Annotated in this window: 14 protein-coding genes; 3 read left to right on the top strand and 11 right to left on the bottom strand. The window is 70.9% G+C overall.

Translation table 11 applies throughout. The features are described 5' to 3' along the window. Positions 1-6: 6 nt before the first annotated feature. The 6 genes from AB0K35_RS11940 to paaA are packed head-to-tail and all read right to left on the bottom strand — an operon-like array spanning position 7 to position 4,144. A complete protein-coding gene (locus AB0K35_RS11940; RefSeq protein WP_363885111.1) occupies positions 7-408 on the bottom strand; it encodes a hypothetical protein in 402 nt (133 codons plus the stop codon). Continuing rightward, on the bottom strand, positions 405-1,514 hold the full coding sequence (gene paaE, locus AB0K35_RS11935; protein WP_238668735.1) for a 1,2-phenylacetyl-CoA epoxidase subunit PaaE: 1,110 nt from the start codon (positions 1,512-1,514) through the stop codon (positions 405-407). The genes AB0K35_RS11940 and paaE overlap by 4 nt, the downstream gene beginning before the upstream one ends. Next, a complete protein-coding gene (paaD, locus tag AB0K35_RS11930) occupies positions 1,511-2,005 on the bottom strand; it encodes a 1,2-phenylacetyl-CoA epoxidase subunit PaaD (RefSeq protein WP_238668905.1) in 495 nt (164 codons plus the stop codon). The genes paaE and paaD overlap by 4 nt, the downstream gene beginning before the upstream one ends. Positions 2,006-2,028: 23 nt before the next feature. After that, entirely contained in the window at positions 2,029-2,754 is a 726-nt protein-coding gene (gene paaC / locus AB0K35_RS11925; protein ID WP_363885109.1) for a 1,2-phenylacetyl-CoA epoxidase subunit PaaC, read from the bottom strand. Next, entirely contained in the window at positions 2,751-3,035 is a 285-nt protein-coding gene (paaB, locus tag AB0K35_RS11920; RefSeq protein WP_238668904.1) for a 1,2-phenylacetyl-CoA epoxidase subunit PaaB, read from the bottom strand. The genes paaC and paaB overlap by 4 nt, the downstream gene beginning before the upstream one ends. A gap of 32 nt (positions 3,036-3,067) precedes the next feature. Continuing rightward, positions 3,068-4,144, bottom strand: a complete 1,077-nt coding sequence (gene paaA / locus AB0K35_RS11915; protein WP_363885107.1) for a 1,2-phenylacetyl-CoA epoxidase subunit PaaA — start codon at positions 4,142-4,144, stop codon at positions 3,068-3,070. Positions 4,145-4,515: 371 nt separating this feature from the next. On the opposite strand from paaA, the gene AB0K35_RS11910 reads away from it, so the two are divergent. Both AB0K35_RS11910 and AB0K35_RS11905 read left to right on the top strand, forming a co-directional pair. After that, positions 4,516-5,493, top strand: a complete 978-nt coding sequence (locus tag AB0K35_RS11910; RefSeq protein WP_363885105.1) for a hypothetical protein — start codon at positions 4,516-4,518, stop codon at positions 5,491-5,493. Then, complete coding sequence (locus AB0K35_RS11905; protein WP_238668730.1) at positions 5,493-6,452, top strand: class A beta-lactamase-related serine hydrolase; 960 nt, start codon at positions 5,493-5,495, stop codon at positions 6,450-6,452. The genes AB0K35_RS11910 and AB0K35_RS11905 overlap by 1 nt, the downstream gene beginning before the upstream one ends. A 105-nt stretch (positions 6,453-6,557) precedes the next feature. On the opposite strand, the gene AB0K35_RS11900 is transcribed toward AB0K35_RS11905, so the two are convergent. From AB0K35_RS11900 to AB0K35_RS11890, 3 genes are read right to left on the bottom strand one after another with little or no spacing between them, the layout of a single operon-like run. Beyond that, positions 6,558-7,409 carry a menaquinone biosynthesis protein gene (locus AB0K35_RS11900; protein ID WP_238668729.1) on the bottom strand — a complete coding sequence of 284 codons (852 nt, stop codon included), beginning with the start codon at positions 7,407-7,409 and terminating at the stop codon, positions 6,558-6,560. After that, a complete protein-coding gene (locus tag AB0K35_RS11895; protein WP_363885103.1) occupies positions 7,361-8,743 on the bottom strand; it encodes an MFS transporter in 1,383 nt (460 codons plus the stop codon). The genes AB0K35_RS11900 and AB0K35_RS11895 overlap by 49 nt, the downstream gene beginning before the upstream one ends. Before the next feature lie 42 nt (positions 8,744-8,785). Next, positions 8,786-9,370, bottom strand: coding sequence for a winged helix-turn-helix domain-containing protein (locus AB0K35_RS11890; RefSeq protein WP_238668727.1), 585 nt, complete (start codon positions 9,368-9,370; stop codon positions 8,786-8,788). 524 nt (positions 9,371-9,894) lie between these two features. On the opposite strand from AB0K35_RS11890, the gene AB0K35_RS11885 reads away from it, so the two are divergent. Then, positions 9,895-12,156: an AAA family ATPase gene (locus AB0K35_RS11885; RefSeq protein ID WP_363885101.1), complete on the top strand. Its 2,262-nt coding sequence runs from the start codon at positions 9,895-9,897 to the stop codon at positions 12,154-12,156. Positions 12,157-12,169: 13 nt separating this feature from the next. On the opposite strand, the gene AB0K35_RS11880 is transcribed toward AB0K35_RS11885, so the two are convergent. Together AB0K35_RS11880 and AB0K35_RS11875 are read right to left on the bottom strand one after the other, a co-directional pair. Continuing rightward, a complete protein-coding gene (locus AB0K35_RS11880; protein ID WP_238668725.1) occupies positions 12,170-12,781 on the bottom strand; it encodes a hypothetical protein in 612 nt (203 codons plus the stop codon). Further along, positions 12,781-13,125, bottom strand: coding sequence for a YbaB/EbfC family nucleoid-associated protein (locus AB0K35_RS11875; RefSeq protein WP_357364833.1), 345 nt, complete (start codon positions 13,123-13,125; stop codon positions 12,781-12,783). Before AB0K35_RS11875 ends, AB0K35_RS11880 begins: the two co-directional genes overlap by 1 nt. Between the last annotated feature and the right edge of the window lie 2 nt (positions 13,126-13,127).

The following is a 13,127-nucleotide window of genomic DNA, read 5'->3' as shown; positions in this document are numbered from 1 at the left end:
CAGCCGTCAGTCTTCGCGTACCTCGACGTGGACGCCGTAGGTGCCGCGCAGCTCCGCCGCGAACTCCGGTCCCGCCCACGCCGGCACGTACGCCTGCCACCACGGCTGCTCGGAGCGGCCCGGCATCGGCCGCGCGGAGAGCACCGCGCGGAACCGCTCGTCCGCCGCCTCGATCCGCTCCCGGACCCACCCCATCTGCGGAAAGCCGGACAGCCGTTCGTCGGTCAGCACCCGTTCGATGGCGTCGCGGACGCTGAGGTCGAACCAGTACTCGTCGAGGTTGTCGTGATAGCCCGCCTCGCAGAACTCGACGAACTGCTCCCACCCCTCCACGTAGCCGGTCGGCCGCCGTCCCCCGGCGACCTCGGCGAACCGCTCGACGAACTCCCTGTCGTTCGGCGTCGTCATGCGTCGTAGTCGACGGTGAGCTTGTCGGTGGTCGGGCTGGACTGGCAGGTCAGCACGTAGCCGGCGGCCAGTTCGTCGGGCTCCAACGCGTAGTTGCGGGCCATCGTGACAGCGCCGTCGACGACCTTCGCCTTGCAGGTCGAGCAGACGCCACCCTTGCAGGCGTACGGCAGCTCGCCCCGCACCTTGAGCGCGGCGTCCAGCACCCGTTCCTCGCGACCCATCGTGAAGCTCGACGACCGGCCGTCCAGCACGATGGTCACCTCGGCCCCGGCGCCCGCCTGGTCGACGGGTCGACGGACCGGCTCCGGCGGCGTGTCGACGTGGAACAACTCGGTGTGCACCGCCGACTCGGGCAGCCCGCGTGCGGTGAGCACGTCCCGGACGTCGACCACCATGCCGTACGGGCCGCAGAGGAACCACTCCTCGATCAGGTCGCCCGGCACGATGGTGCCCAGCAACCGGCCCAGTCGCTCGGCGTCGATCCGACCGGAGAGCAGCGGCGACTCGCCCTGTTCCCGGGAGAGGACGTGCACCAGGTGCAACCGGGTCGGGTAGCTGTCCTTCAGGTCGGCCAACTCCTCGGCGAACATCACAGTGTTCGCCGTGCGGTTGCCGTACACCAGTGTGAAGGTGCTGGCCGGTTCGACGGCCAGGGCGGTCGCTACCAGCCCGAGCACCGGCGTGATGCCGGAGCCGGCGACGACAGCGCCGTAGTGCCGCACCCGGTCCGGCGCGAACGCCGTGGTGAAGGTGCCCAGCGGCGGCAGCACCTCGACGGTGTCGCCGCCGCGCAGCGCCCCGCAGGCGAACGCCGAGAACGCGCCGCCGGGGATCTCCCGCACCCCGATCCGCAACCGGCCGTGCCGGGCCAGGTCGTCGGGGGTGGAGCAGATCGAGTACGACCGGCGCACGTCGGCGCCGTCCTCGGCGGCTCGCCGCACTGTGAGGTGCTGGCCCGCGCGGAACGCGAAGGTTTCCCGAAGTTCCTCGGGTACGGCGAAGGTGACCGCCACGGAGTCGTCGGTGAGCCGGTCGACGGCGGCTACGGACAACGGGTGGAAGACCGGCCGGCGGCGAACCGGGCGGGTGATGGTGACAGTCACAGCGCCTTCAGGTGGTCGAAGGGTTCGGAGCAGGAACGGCACCGCCACAGTGCCTTGCAGGCGGTGGAGCCGAACCGGCTGACCTGCTCGGTCTCCGGCGAGCCACACTGCGGGCAGCGGACCGCGAGCGTCAGCGACACGACGCCGGCGGTGCCCACCGGGGCCGGCGGGGCGATCCCGGCGGCGGCGAGCTTGGCCCGCCCACCCTCGGAGATCCAGTCGGTGCTCCACGGTGGGCTGTAGACGGTCCGGACCTCCGCGTCCGGGTGGCCGGCAGCGGCGAGCGCGCGGCGGATGTCGGCCCGGATCACGTCCATCGCCGGGCAGCCGGTGTAGGTCGGGGTGATGGTGACGGTGACCCGCCCACTGGCCGGATCCTCGTCGACCGCGCGCAGGATGCCCAGCTCGTCGATGGTGATGACCCGGATCTCCGGGTCCACGACGCTCGCGGCGGCCTGCCGTGCGCTCGCCCTGCCGGTGGCGTTCGCGATGGTGGGGCTCGCGCTCCTCGGGCTCACCACTTCGCTCCGGGGTGGGCTCGGTGCAGCACCTGCATCTCGGCGAGCAGGTAGGCCAGGTGCTCGGTGTGCACACCGGTCCGCCCACCGGCGGGGGCCCAGGCACCACCCGGCTGGGTGAGCGTCGCCTCGGCCAGCACCGGGCCGACGACCTCGTCGAACGCCGGCCGCAGAGTGGCCGGGTCGACCGGCGCCGCCGGGTCCGCGACGAACAACTCGTGGGTGTACGGCCACACCTGGTCGACGGCCGCCTGCATCCGACGATGCGACTCCTCGGTGCCGTCACCGAGCCGCTTCACCCACAGCGCGCCATGGTCCAGGTGGTACGCCGACTCCTTGCGCGCCTTCGCGCCGATCGCGGCCAACCGCTCGTCCGGACAGCCGGCCAGCGCCGTGTACAGCGGCAGTTGGTACGCCGCCAGGAAGAACAGCTTCGCCATCGTCACCGCGAAGTCGTCGTTGGGCAGCTCGACCAGGAGCACGTTGCGGAACTCGCGGTCGTCGCGCAGGTACGCCAGCGCGTCCTCGTCGCGGCCGGCGCCCTCCAGCTCGCCCGCGTACGACAGCAGCAGGCGCGCCGCGCCGAGCTGGTCGAGGGCGATGTTGGCCAGCGCGATGTCCTCTTCCATCTCCGGCGCGCGGGTGGTCCACTCGGCCAGCCGCTGGGCCGCGATCAACGCGTCGTCGGCGAGGGAGAGAGTGAAGTCGAAGGGCCCGTTCACAGGTGGGCCACCCCGTCCGGCACCTCGTAGAAGGTGGGATGGCGGTAGACCTTGTCGGCGGCCGGGTCGAAGAAGGCGTCCTTCTCGTCCGGGCTGGACGCGGTGATCGCGCCGGCCGGCACCACCCAGATCGACACACCCTCCTGGCGGCGGGTGTAGAGGTCGCGGGCGTTGCGCAGGGCAAGCTCAGCGTCGGGGGCGTGCAGGCTGCCGACGTGCGTGTGCGACAGCCCACGCCGGGCCCGCACGAAGACCTCCCACAGAGGCGAATGACTCGTCATGCCGGGTTGCTTGGCTTGCTCGCTACGCTCGCTCACGCGGCCACCGTCTCCTTCTGTCCCGCCCGCTTCGCGGCGTATGCCGCGGCGGCCTCGCGTACCCAGGCGCCGTCGGCGTGCGCGGCCCGGCGGTGGGCCATCCGCTCCCTGTTGCACGGCCCGTCGCCGGAGATCACCTGCATCAGCTCGTCATAGTCCGGCTGGGTGTAGTCGTACGCCTGCCGCTCGTCGTTCCAGCGCAGGTCGGCGTCGGGGATGCGCAGCCCGAGGATCTCGGCCTGCTGGACGCACATGTCGACGAAGCGCTGGCGCAGATCGTCGTTCGAGAAGCGCTTGATCTTCCAGGCCATCGACTGGGCGGAGTGCGTGGAGTCGCCGTCCGGCGGGCCGAACATGGCCAGCGACGGGTACCACCAACGGTCCACGGAGTCCTGGGCCATCGCATGCTGGGCGGGGGTGCCGTGCGCCAGGGTGTGCAGGATCTCGTAGCCCTGCCGCTGGTGGAACGACTCCTCCTTGCAGACCCGGATCATCGCGCGGGCGTACGGGCCGTACGAGCAGCGGCAGAGCGGCACCTGGTTGACGATCGCCGCACCGTCCACCAACCACCCGATGGCGCCAACGTCGGCCCAGCTGAGGGTGGGGTAGTTGAAGATCGAGCTGTACTTCTGGCGGCCGTCGAGCAGCAGTTGGACCAGCTCGTCGCGGCTGATGCCGAGGGTCTCGGCGGCGGCGTAGAGGTAGAGGCCGTGACCCGCCTCGTCCTGCACCTTGGCCAGCAGGATCGCCTTGCGCTTGAGCGACGGCGCCCGACTGATCCAGTTGCCCTCCGGCTGCATGCCGATGATCTCGGAGTGGGCGTGCTGGGCGATCTGCCGGATCAGCGTCCGCCGGTACGCGTCGGGCATCCAGTCGCGGGGCTCGATCTTCTGCTCGGCGTCGACGACCTCGGCGAAGTACGCCGCCAGGTCCTCGTCCGGCGCGGGCCCGCCACGCCGCCCGCGCGCCGCCGCTGCCCGCAGCTCGGCCTCGGCGGCCTCGACCTCGCCCAGCAGGCCGCCGGATGCCTCGTCGGTGGCGCCGTTCGGGGCGGAGAAGTCGTTGCCATACATGAGGCTAAGTGTTACAGCTTGCGCCGCGTTGCACCAGGGGGTGTAACAGGAATCCGCGCATCCCATCTGTGAGCGCATGAGCGCTTTGCGCTACTTGGACACCGTCATCTCGTCGTGACCTAGGCCACGAAACAAAGGTGAATCCCTGCAAAAACCTCATACCGGCCCCATAGCCCGCCTTTATCGCAGGTTGCCTAGTGTCGAACCCTGGCGGTCCGCCGGTCCGGACGTAGACTTCTGCCGGACAACCGATCGGCTGCCGACATCGACATATCTACTGAGGCCATCTCCCCCGGCCCCGGCGATCGCATCCGATTCGTCCCGACGACAAGCCGGTCCCCCCGGCCCTGACACCTGGAGTTCACCCACTCATGCGATCTCGCGTGACCCTGGTGCTCGCCATCACGGCAGTCGTGCTCGGCGGCGTCCTACTGGTCCCCACCGCGTACGCCCGACTCGCCAGTGACGACAGCGGCGGAGGTACGTCGACCGTCGCCGCGCCCGCGCCCACCCCACCACCGCCGCCCACCCTGGCGGCCGGCCCGGTGTCGGTGAGCTTCAAGGGTGAGTTCTTCTCATGGGCCCTGATGGATCGCAAGACGGGCAAGATCTCCGGGTCGTCGAACATGACCGCGACCAGCTCCACCGAATCGATGATCAAGGCGTGGATCGTCTCCGACTACCTGCGACAGCTCGGCGACAGGGAACCGCCCGCAGCGATGAAGGAGGCGGCTCGACTCGCCATCGTCGACAGCAACGACAAAGCCGCCAACAAGGTCCACGCCGCTGCGGGTGGCTCCTACAAGCCCTCGTCGAGCAGCGTTCCGGACGCGGTGATCCAACGGGCGATCAAGATCTGCGGGCTGACCGACACCAAGCGCGGCAACACGCAGCCGTACACCGGCTTCTGGAGCTATACCCGCATGTCTCCCCGGGACGCGGTCCGGGTCGGCGACTGCATCGCCGACGGTAAGGCTGCCGGCCCGAAGTGGACCAAGTGGGTGCTTGACCAGATGAGCAAGGTCAAGGGCACCACCGCGGCCAAGGACCAGAAGGCCTCGTACGGTGGTGGCCGCTGGGGGATCATCGACGGTCTACCGAAGTCGATCACCGCACAGGGTCCGGTCAGCATCAAGAACGGCTGGACCCCGATCTATGGCGACGGCAACTGGCACGTCAACTGCCTCGCCGTCACCAGCAAGTGGAGCCTCGCGGTGATGCTGCGCTACCCGATCAGAACCGGTCTGGACTACGGCGCGAAGGTCTGCGCCAGTGTGGCCACCCAGCTGGTCACCCCGCAGCCGGGCGCCGCGCTCAAGGTGCCGCAGCAGCCGGTCGGGAAGCTCTGATGGCCGGCAACCGTCGGGTCGATCGCGGCGGCGGCGAGACCTCTCCGATTCGGCTGATCGCCGTCGCGGTCATCCTCGTCGGGCTGGTCCTGGTGTCGTTGCGGCTACTACCCGGGTCGCCGTTCGAGTCGTCCGCAGCGGCCAAGTGGGGTGACGCGGGCTCCGGCACCAGCGACCGCCCCACCGGCGCCGGTACCGACCGCAGCGCCCGCCAGCCGTCCTCGCCGTCACCGAGCCCCAGCCCGTCGCTGGAGCCGCTGCCCTTCGTGGCCAAGAACCTCGATCTGGACATCGAGGGCTGGTACTCCTGGAGCGTCCTCGACCGCCGAACCGGAAAGATCATCGGTTCGAAGAACATGGGCGAGACCAGCACGACCGCCTCGATGATCAAGGCCTGGATCGTTGCCGACTACCTGCGTCGCGCTGCCGATGCCGGCCAGACGCCGAGCGACGCGAAGCTCGCCGACGCGACGCGGATCATCCGGGACAGCGACAACACCCGGGCCGAACAGTTCTACAACCAGGTCGACCGGGACGCCTCGATCAAGCGGCTCATCTCCATGTGCAAACTGACCGACAGCAGTGTCGCCCCCGACGGCGGCTGGAGCCGGACGGCGCTGTCCCCCCGGGACACCGCCCGGATGGGCAACTGCATCGTCACCGGCACCGCCGCCGGGCCGAAGTGGACCAAGTGGCTGCTCAACGAGATGAAGCTGGTTCGCGGTGCCGGTGACTTCGGCATCCGCAAGGCCTTCCCGGCTGCCGAGCAGAAGAAGATCGCCATCAAGAACGGGTGGATCGACCGGACCAGGGAGCAGGAGATGCACATCAACTGCCTGGCCATCGGCGACACCTGGACGATGGGCGTGATGGTCAAGTACCCGATCAACATGGGCTACGACTACGGCATGAAGAACTGCGAGAAGATCACCGAGGCGCTCCTGCGCCCCGGCACCTGAGTCGCTCAGGCTGACGCCGGCCGCACCGACCCGAGGGCTGCGAGCCGAGGTCTGGCGGCTCGGCGTCTGGCGGCTCGGCGCTTCGCCGGGCCCACTTGGCAGCGGTCAGCCGGCGAAGAACTCCGGGCCGCCGTCCGGCAGCGCCGGGGCCTCGCCGATGGCGGCGGCCCGCCGAGCCCACTCGCGCAGCCCGGCGACCTGTCGGTCGCCGAGGGAGAAGTCGAGGGTTCGGAAGTACGTGGCAAGCGTCTCCGCGTCGAAGGTCTCCCAGCGGGCAGCCGCCTCGGCGACCTGGTCCAACTCCGCCAGGCAGAGATCCCGCGAGCGCAGGAAGGCCTCGTGCACCTCCTTCACCAGGCCCGGATGGGCGGCGGCGAAGTCGCGGCGGACCGCCCAGACGGCGAAGACCATCGGCAGCCCCGTCCACTCCCGCCACGCCTGCCCGAGGTCGGTGACAGTGAGGCCCTTCCGCGGCGCCTCGTAGTACGCCCGCAGCGCCACGTCCCCGATCAGCACGGCGGCGTCGGCCTCCAGCAGCATCTGGGTCAGATCCGGCGGGCAGCGGAAGTACTCGGGTCGCACGTTGTACTGCTCGGCGAGCAGCAGCTGAGCCAGCATGACCCCGGTCCGCGAGGTGGAGCCGAGCGCCACCCGCGCGCCGTCCAGCTCGCCCAGGGGTCGGGTGGAGACCATGTTGACGGAGAGCACCGGACCGTCGCTGCCCACCGCCAGGTCCGGCAGGAGCAGCAGCTCGTCGGCGTGCTTCAGATACTCCAACAGCGTGATCGGGCCGATGTCGAGGTCGCCGGCGACCAGCGCCGCGCTCAACCGGTCCGGCGAGTCCTTGTGCAGGTCGACGTCGAGCAGTGCACCGGAGCGCATCAGACCCCAGTAGATCGGCAGGCAGTTCAGGAACTGGATGTGCCCGACCCGCGGGCGTGCGATGCGCTCAGCCATGGCCCGACCGTATCCCCGGCGGCTGGCTCCGGCTCGGCGGGTCGGCCCGGAGTGGCCAAGCCCGCACTTGACGACCGTCGTGCCGCCCCGGTCACGAACGGCACGAAGACCAGCACCACCAGCAGCCCGACCACACCGACACCGGCGATCAGCGGACGAGGCGGAACGACAGCGAGCAACGCCCCGCCGATCAGAAAGCCCGCCATCGAGCCGCCCTGCACCGCCGCGCCGTAGCTGGCGTACGCCCGGGCGCGCATCGCCTCCGGTACCCGCCGAGCGGTGAGCAGGTTGGCGAAGACGTTCTCGCCACCGTTGGCGGCACCACCCACCAGCCAGAGCGGCACCAGCACACCCGCCGCCGGCACCATCGACGCCAGCAACACCATCAGGCTGCACACGGCCAGAGTGGCAAGCACTCCCCGTACCAACGCGCCGTCGTCGTCAAGCCGCCTGGCAAGTCGTACGGCGAGCCAGGTTCCCGGCAGCATGCCGGCCATCCACGCGGCACTGACCAGGCCGTACGTGGTCGCCGAACCCTCCAACGTCTCCCTGATGAAGAAGACCTCGATCACGTTGATGCCGCCGATCGCCGCGATCACCACAGCGGTACTCGCCACCATGACGAGCATCAGCGGATCGCGGCGCAGTCGCCAGCCGATCTCCGTACCCCCAGGGGTTGCCACGCCGCCCGAAACGGCCGGGCCGCTCACCGCCGTGGCCGGGCTGGCGGCGGCCTCGCTGCTCACGGCGGCGCGGGACCGGCCGCCGCGTCGGGTCCGCAGCAGCAGGCCCGCGACCACGAGCGCCAGGTAGGTCGCGGCATCGAGGAGCAGCGGTACGCGCGTGCCGAACTGTCCCACCAGCAGGCCGGCCAGCACCGGGCCTCCGAGCGCACCGAGCGAGACAGCGGTCTGGCTGATCGCGCTGGCTCGCGGCAGGTCGGCCGGACGGACCATCGCCGGCAGCAGCGCGGCGAGACAGGGTTGGGTGACCGCGAGCCCGCAGGCCAGCAGGGCGACGAGCCCCACCACCAGGACCGGATGCTCGACAACGGCGAGCAGCGCGCAGATTGCGGCCTGCCCGAACCCGATGGTCACCAGCAGGGTACGGCTGTCAGTCCGGTCGGCGAGTCTGCCCGCGAGTGGGGCGAGGACCACAAGGGGCAGGGTGGCGGCCAGCAGCAGCCCCGACACGGCCAGCCCGCCGGCGCCGGCACCCTGTAGCGCCAGCGCCAGGGCGGTCGCGGCGAGGAAGTCGCCGCAGATCGTGGTGCCTCGAGCGGCGGCGGCGAGCCACACGTCGGACCAGCGCGACTCGTCAGTTGTGAAGGACATACTTCGAAAATAATCCTTCACAACTGCTTCGTGCAAGCCTGGCTATGCCAGCGGCACCGTCCGGTACTGCACAGCGACAGTGCGCGCCCCCGCCGGCGGTTCACCCTGCCGCCGCCGCGGGTGATACGGCCGGAGCAGCGCCAGCACCGCCTCGTTCAACTCGACCAACTCCTCGGCGGTGAGGAGCAGCAGCGTGTCGCTGAACAGGGCCGTGTCGTACCACTCGGCCGGCTCGTCCCCGGCGCGGCGCAACCAGTCCCGGGTCCGCTCCATGGCCCGGACCGCATGCGCCTCCACCAGCGCCTGCTCGGCCGCACGCGCCTCAGGCCCGGCATCACGACCCGCCTCGACCAGCACACTCACACTCGGCACACGCCACAACCGCTCGCGCGCGTCCCCCCGACTCGGCGCCTGCTCAACCAGACCGAACTTCGCCAGCGCCCGCAGGTGGTAACTGGTTGCGCTCGGCGACAGCCCGACGATCTCGGCGCACTCGGTGGCAGTCCCACCGCTCTCACGGCTGTTCAGGTACTCCATGATCGCGATCCGGGCCGGATGGGCCATCGCCCGCATCACCTGGGGGTCGCTGATCGTCATCCGGCGCGATTCGGAGCGGGCCTCGGTCATACGCCCATGATCCCGCCAGCCCACCCCAACCTGCCATCACCCCCGCAGCGCGGCCCGACCGCGCGGCCAGCGCGGGCTTGGCGGACGGCCTCGGCGGACGGCCTCGGCGGACGGGCAAGCGGGGCACGGCGAGCGGGCAGCTCCCGGTGATCGACTCGACTTCCTGGAAACCGGGGTGTCTCACCGGCCCAGACACCGCGACTTCCTGAAAGCCGAGTCGATCAACCAGAGACGCGGCCCTCACGGCACGGCACGGCACGGCGCGGGGCGGGGCGGGGCGGGGCGGGCGGGCGGGCGGGCGGGCGGGGCGTTATCGCCCAGCGAAGCCGGCCAGGCAACACGCCGTCTCGGACAGGTGGTCGCGTCGGTAATTCGCTGGATACGTCGGGTTGGGGGGCGTAGGGTTGCAGCCCGCTTGACGGCCGAGGTGAGCTGCACCGGAACGGACGTCTTCGCGCCGGGCGGCCGGCCATCCGCCCCCGGACACGCGAGCGCGCAGCAGATGTGACCGATGGGACGTCAGCATGCCCGCACTTGACCTCGACACCCAGCTCAGCACCGAAACCGACCTCGACGCGGACCTGGCCGCCGAACGCGCACACCTCACCACCTCGCGGGCGGCGCTGGCTCGGATGCGGGAGCGGGCCGAGTCGCTCTTCGCCACCGGTGACCAGGTGGCCGGCGACGCGTACGCGGCCGAGACGCTCGGCCGCACCCTGGCCCGCCGGGTCGCCGAGCTGGCCGACGACCCGACCACTCCGCTCTTCTTCGGCCGCCTCGACTTCGGCGGCGCCCCGAACAACAGCACCACTGACAACGGGACCACCAACAACGGGAGCACCGACAACAGCACCACTGACCACAGCACCACCAACAGCGGGACCACTGACAACAACACCGTCGAGGGCAGGACCACCGACAGCAGGATCAGGGGCGACGGGACCACTGCGGGCGGGCCCGCCAGCGACCCGACCGCGCCCGACACCAGCGGCGATCATCACGGTCGGCGGTATCACGTGGGGCGGCGGCATGTCACTGATGAGCGTGGCGAGCCGTTGGTGCTGGACTGGCGGGCACCGGTCTCCCGCTCGTTCTACCGGGCCAGTGTGCGGGATCCGCAGGGGGTGGCGGTTCGGCGGCGGTTCGGGTTCAGCAATGGTGTGCTGACCAGCTTCGAGGATGAGCGGTTGGATCGGGGCGAGGAGCTCGGTACGACAAGTCGGATCCTCACCGCCGAGATCGAGCGTCCGCGCGTCGGGCCGATGCGGGACATCGTCGCGACGATTCAGCCGGAGCAGGACGAGCTGGTCCGGGCTGACCTCGCCGACTCGATCTGTGTGCAGGGCGCGCCGGGTACGGGGAAGACCGCGGTGGGTCTGCACCGGGCGGCGTACCTGCTCTATCTGCATCGGGAGCGGTTGCGGCGGGCGGGTGTGCTGATCGTCGGGCCGAACCGGGCGTTCCTGTCGTACATCGCGGCGGTGCTGCCGGCGCTCGGTGAGGTCGAGGTCGAACAGGCCACTGTGGAAGAGTTGATCACCCGGGTGTCGGTCCGGGCGGTTGAGGCGCCGGCGGTGGCAGCGCTCAAACACGACGTACGGATGGCGAGCGTGTTGCGGCACGCGGTGCAGGCGCAGATCGGCACCCCTACCGAGTCGATCACCGTGTCGGACGGTTCGTTCCGCTGGCGGATCGGGGTGGATCCGTTGCACCGGATCGTCGAGGAGACCCGCCGGGAGGGGCTGCCGTACGGCACGGGTCGGGAACGCGTCCAGGCGCGGGTGGTGAGTCTGCTGCAACGGCAGGCCGAGGCGCGGCGTGCGGAGTCGCCCAGCGATGCCTGGCTGCGCCGGATGAGCCGCTGCCGGCCGGTGCTCGACTTCCTGGACGCGGTCTGGCCGGCGCTCACCCCGGAAGGGCTGGTGCACAGCCTGTTCTCCGATCCGGACCGGCTCGCCGCAGCGGCGGACGGGCTGCTCAGCGACGCCGAGCAGGCGCAGTTGATCTGGGCGAAGCCGGCCCGTACGCCGAAGGCGACCCGTTGGACAGCTGCCGACGCGGTGCTGATCGACGAGGCGACCGGGCTGTTGGAACGGCTCTCCGGGTTCGGGCACGTGGTGGTGGACGAGGCGCAGGACCTCTCCCCGATGCAGTGTCGGGCCATCGCCCGGCGCAGCGAGCACGGCTCGGTCACGCTCCTCGGTGACCTGGCCCAGGGCACCGCGCCGTGGGCGGCGACGGACTGGAGGGAATCCCTCGCCCACCTGGGCAAGCCGGACGCGGTGGTGGTGCCGTTGACGATCGGTTTCCGGGTGCCCGCCGCAGTCGTCGCGTTCGCGAACCTGCTGCTCCCGGCGCTCGCGGTGGACGTACCGCCGGCCGAGTCGCTGCGGCATGACGGCGGCCTGGACGTGCGTACGGTGACCGACCTGACCGCGGCGACGGTGGCCGAGGTGCGCGCGGCGCTCGCGCACGACGGCTCGGTCGGTGTGATCGCCGCTGACGACGCGGTCGACGGCCTGCGCGCGGCGTTGGCCGCGGCCGGTGTGGAAACCGCGACCGCCGACGACGTGGCGGCCGCGGAGCGGGTCACAGTGGTGCCGGCGACGCTGGTGAAGGGCCTTGAGTACGACCATGTGGTGGTGGTCGAGCCGGCGGCGATCGTCGCGGCCGAGCCGCGCGGGCTGCACCGGTTGTACGTGGTGCTCACCCGGGCGGTGTCCCGGCTGGCGGTGCTGCACGTTGCGCCGCTGCCCGCGCCGCTCGTCGGCGGGTCAGCCGGCTGACAGGGTCGGCGGGTCAGCCGGCTGACAGGGCCGCCGCGACCTCCCGCAGCGGGCGGCTGGAGTCGGCCAGCGGCACGTGGAACGACAGCCACGACCCGTCGGCGAAGTCGATCCGCAGCCGCTTCCAGTTCAACCGGTACCTGCCGACTCTGGCGGCGACGGTGGCGCGCGGGACGGACCCGAGCAGTTCGATGTCGGCCTGCGCCTGTTCGTCTGCCGCCGAGCTGGAGAGCAGCCCGACGGGTGCTGTCGCGCCGAGCAGCAGCCGCTGGTCGGTGACCCCCAGTACGAGGTTCCGGAGGCCGGGGCCCTTCGCCGCCACGGTCAGGGCCTGGTGCAGGACCGATGCCTGGGAGTCCGGTTCGCCTCGACCGCCGACACCGAAGAAGAGCCAGTCGACGGCATTGTCGGCCCGGCCGAAGGTGATGTTCGGTGACAGCACGTTGAGCAGGACACCCAGGAAGCCCGGCCCACCAGTGGCGGTTGGGGCCGACGGCTGGGAGGGCGGTGCCGGGGTCAGCCCGCCGCCCACTCGGACCTGGGCCACCGCGCGCACCCGCTCGTCGGCGGCCAGCAGCCGGGCGATCCCCTCGACGTACCGTGCCTGGCTCTCGTCGGCCGTCATCAGCGCCCCTCGTGGTCGCCGGGCTGGCGCGGACCGGCGCCCGGCGCGCCGATGACCTCACCGACCAACTCCCGGACCTGGGCCGCAGCGGCCTCCTGCGCCCGGTTGGCGGCTGCGGTGAACTCCTCGGCCAGGCTGTACGAATCCAGTCGCATCGCCCGTGCGTTCAGCTCCGTGGAGACGATCTTGCCGTCGGCGGCGGCGGTGACCCGCACCAGGCCGGAGTCGCTGACACCCTCGGCGGTGGTCTGCTCCAACTCCGCCATCCGGTCGGCGAGTTGCCGCTGCCATCCGTCCAGGTTGCGAGCCAGCGCCTCGATGCGGTCCAGGGCGGGGAAGGTCATGG

The sequence above is a fragment of the Micromonospora sp. NPDC053740 genome (assembly GCF_040677775.1).
In the GTDB taxonomy this organism is placed as follows: Bacteria; Actinomycetota; Actinomycetes; order Mycobacteriales; family Micromonosporaceae; genus Micromonospora; species Micromonospora alfalfae.
The sequence above is the reverse complement of the archived record's forward strand: the minus strand, read 5'-3'. Positions and strand labels throughout refer to the sequence as shown.

Bases quoted from the DNA above. Each gene is read 5' to 3' on its own strand.
- AB0K35_RS11940 (WP_363885111.1), bottom strand. From the start codon at position 408: ATGACGACGCCGAACGACAGGGAGTTCGTCGAGCGGTTCGCCGAGGTC.
- paaB (WP_238668904.1), bottom strand. From the start codon at position 3,035: ATGACGAGTCATTCGCCTCTGTGGGAGGTCTTCGTGCGGGCCCGGCGT.
- paaA (WP_363885107.1), bottom strand. From the start codon at position 4,144: ATGTATGGCAACGACTTCTCCGCCCCGAACGGCGCCACCGACGAGGCA.
- AB0K35_RS11910 (WP_363885105.1), top strand. From the start codon at position 4,516: ATGCGATCTCGCGTGACCCTGGTGCTCGCCATCACGGCAGTCGTGCTC.
- AB0K35_RS11905 (WP_238668730.1), top strand. From the start codon at position 5,493: ATGGCCGGCAACCGTCGGGTCGATCGCGGCGGCGGCGAGACCTCTCCG.
- AB0K35_RS11900 (WP_238668729.1), bottom strand. From the start codon at position 7,409: ATGGCTGAGCGCATCGCACGCCCGCGGGTCGGGCACATCCAGTTCCTG.
- AB0K35_RS11895 (WP_363885103.1), bottom strand. From the start codon at position 8,743: ATGTCCTTCACAACTGACGAGTCGCGCTGGTCCGACGTGTGGCTCGCC.
- AB0K35_RS11890 (WP_238668727.1), bottom strand. From the start codon at position 9,370: ATGACCGAGGCCCGCTCCGAATCGCGCCGGATGACGATCAGCGACCCC.
- AB0K35_RS11885 (WP_363885101.1), top strand. From the start codon at position 9,895: ATGCCCGCACTTGACCTCGACACCCAGCTCAGCACCGAAACCGACCTC.
- AB0K35_RS11880 (WP_238668725.1), bottom strand. From the start codon at position 12,781: ATGACGGCCGACGAGAGCCAGGCACGGTACGTCGAGGGGATCGCCCGG.
- AB0K35_RS11875 (WP_357364833.1), bottom strand. From the start codon at position 13,125: ATGACCTTCCCCGCCCTGGACCGCATCGAGGCGCTGGCTCGCAACCTG.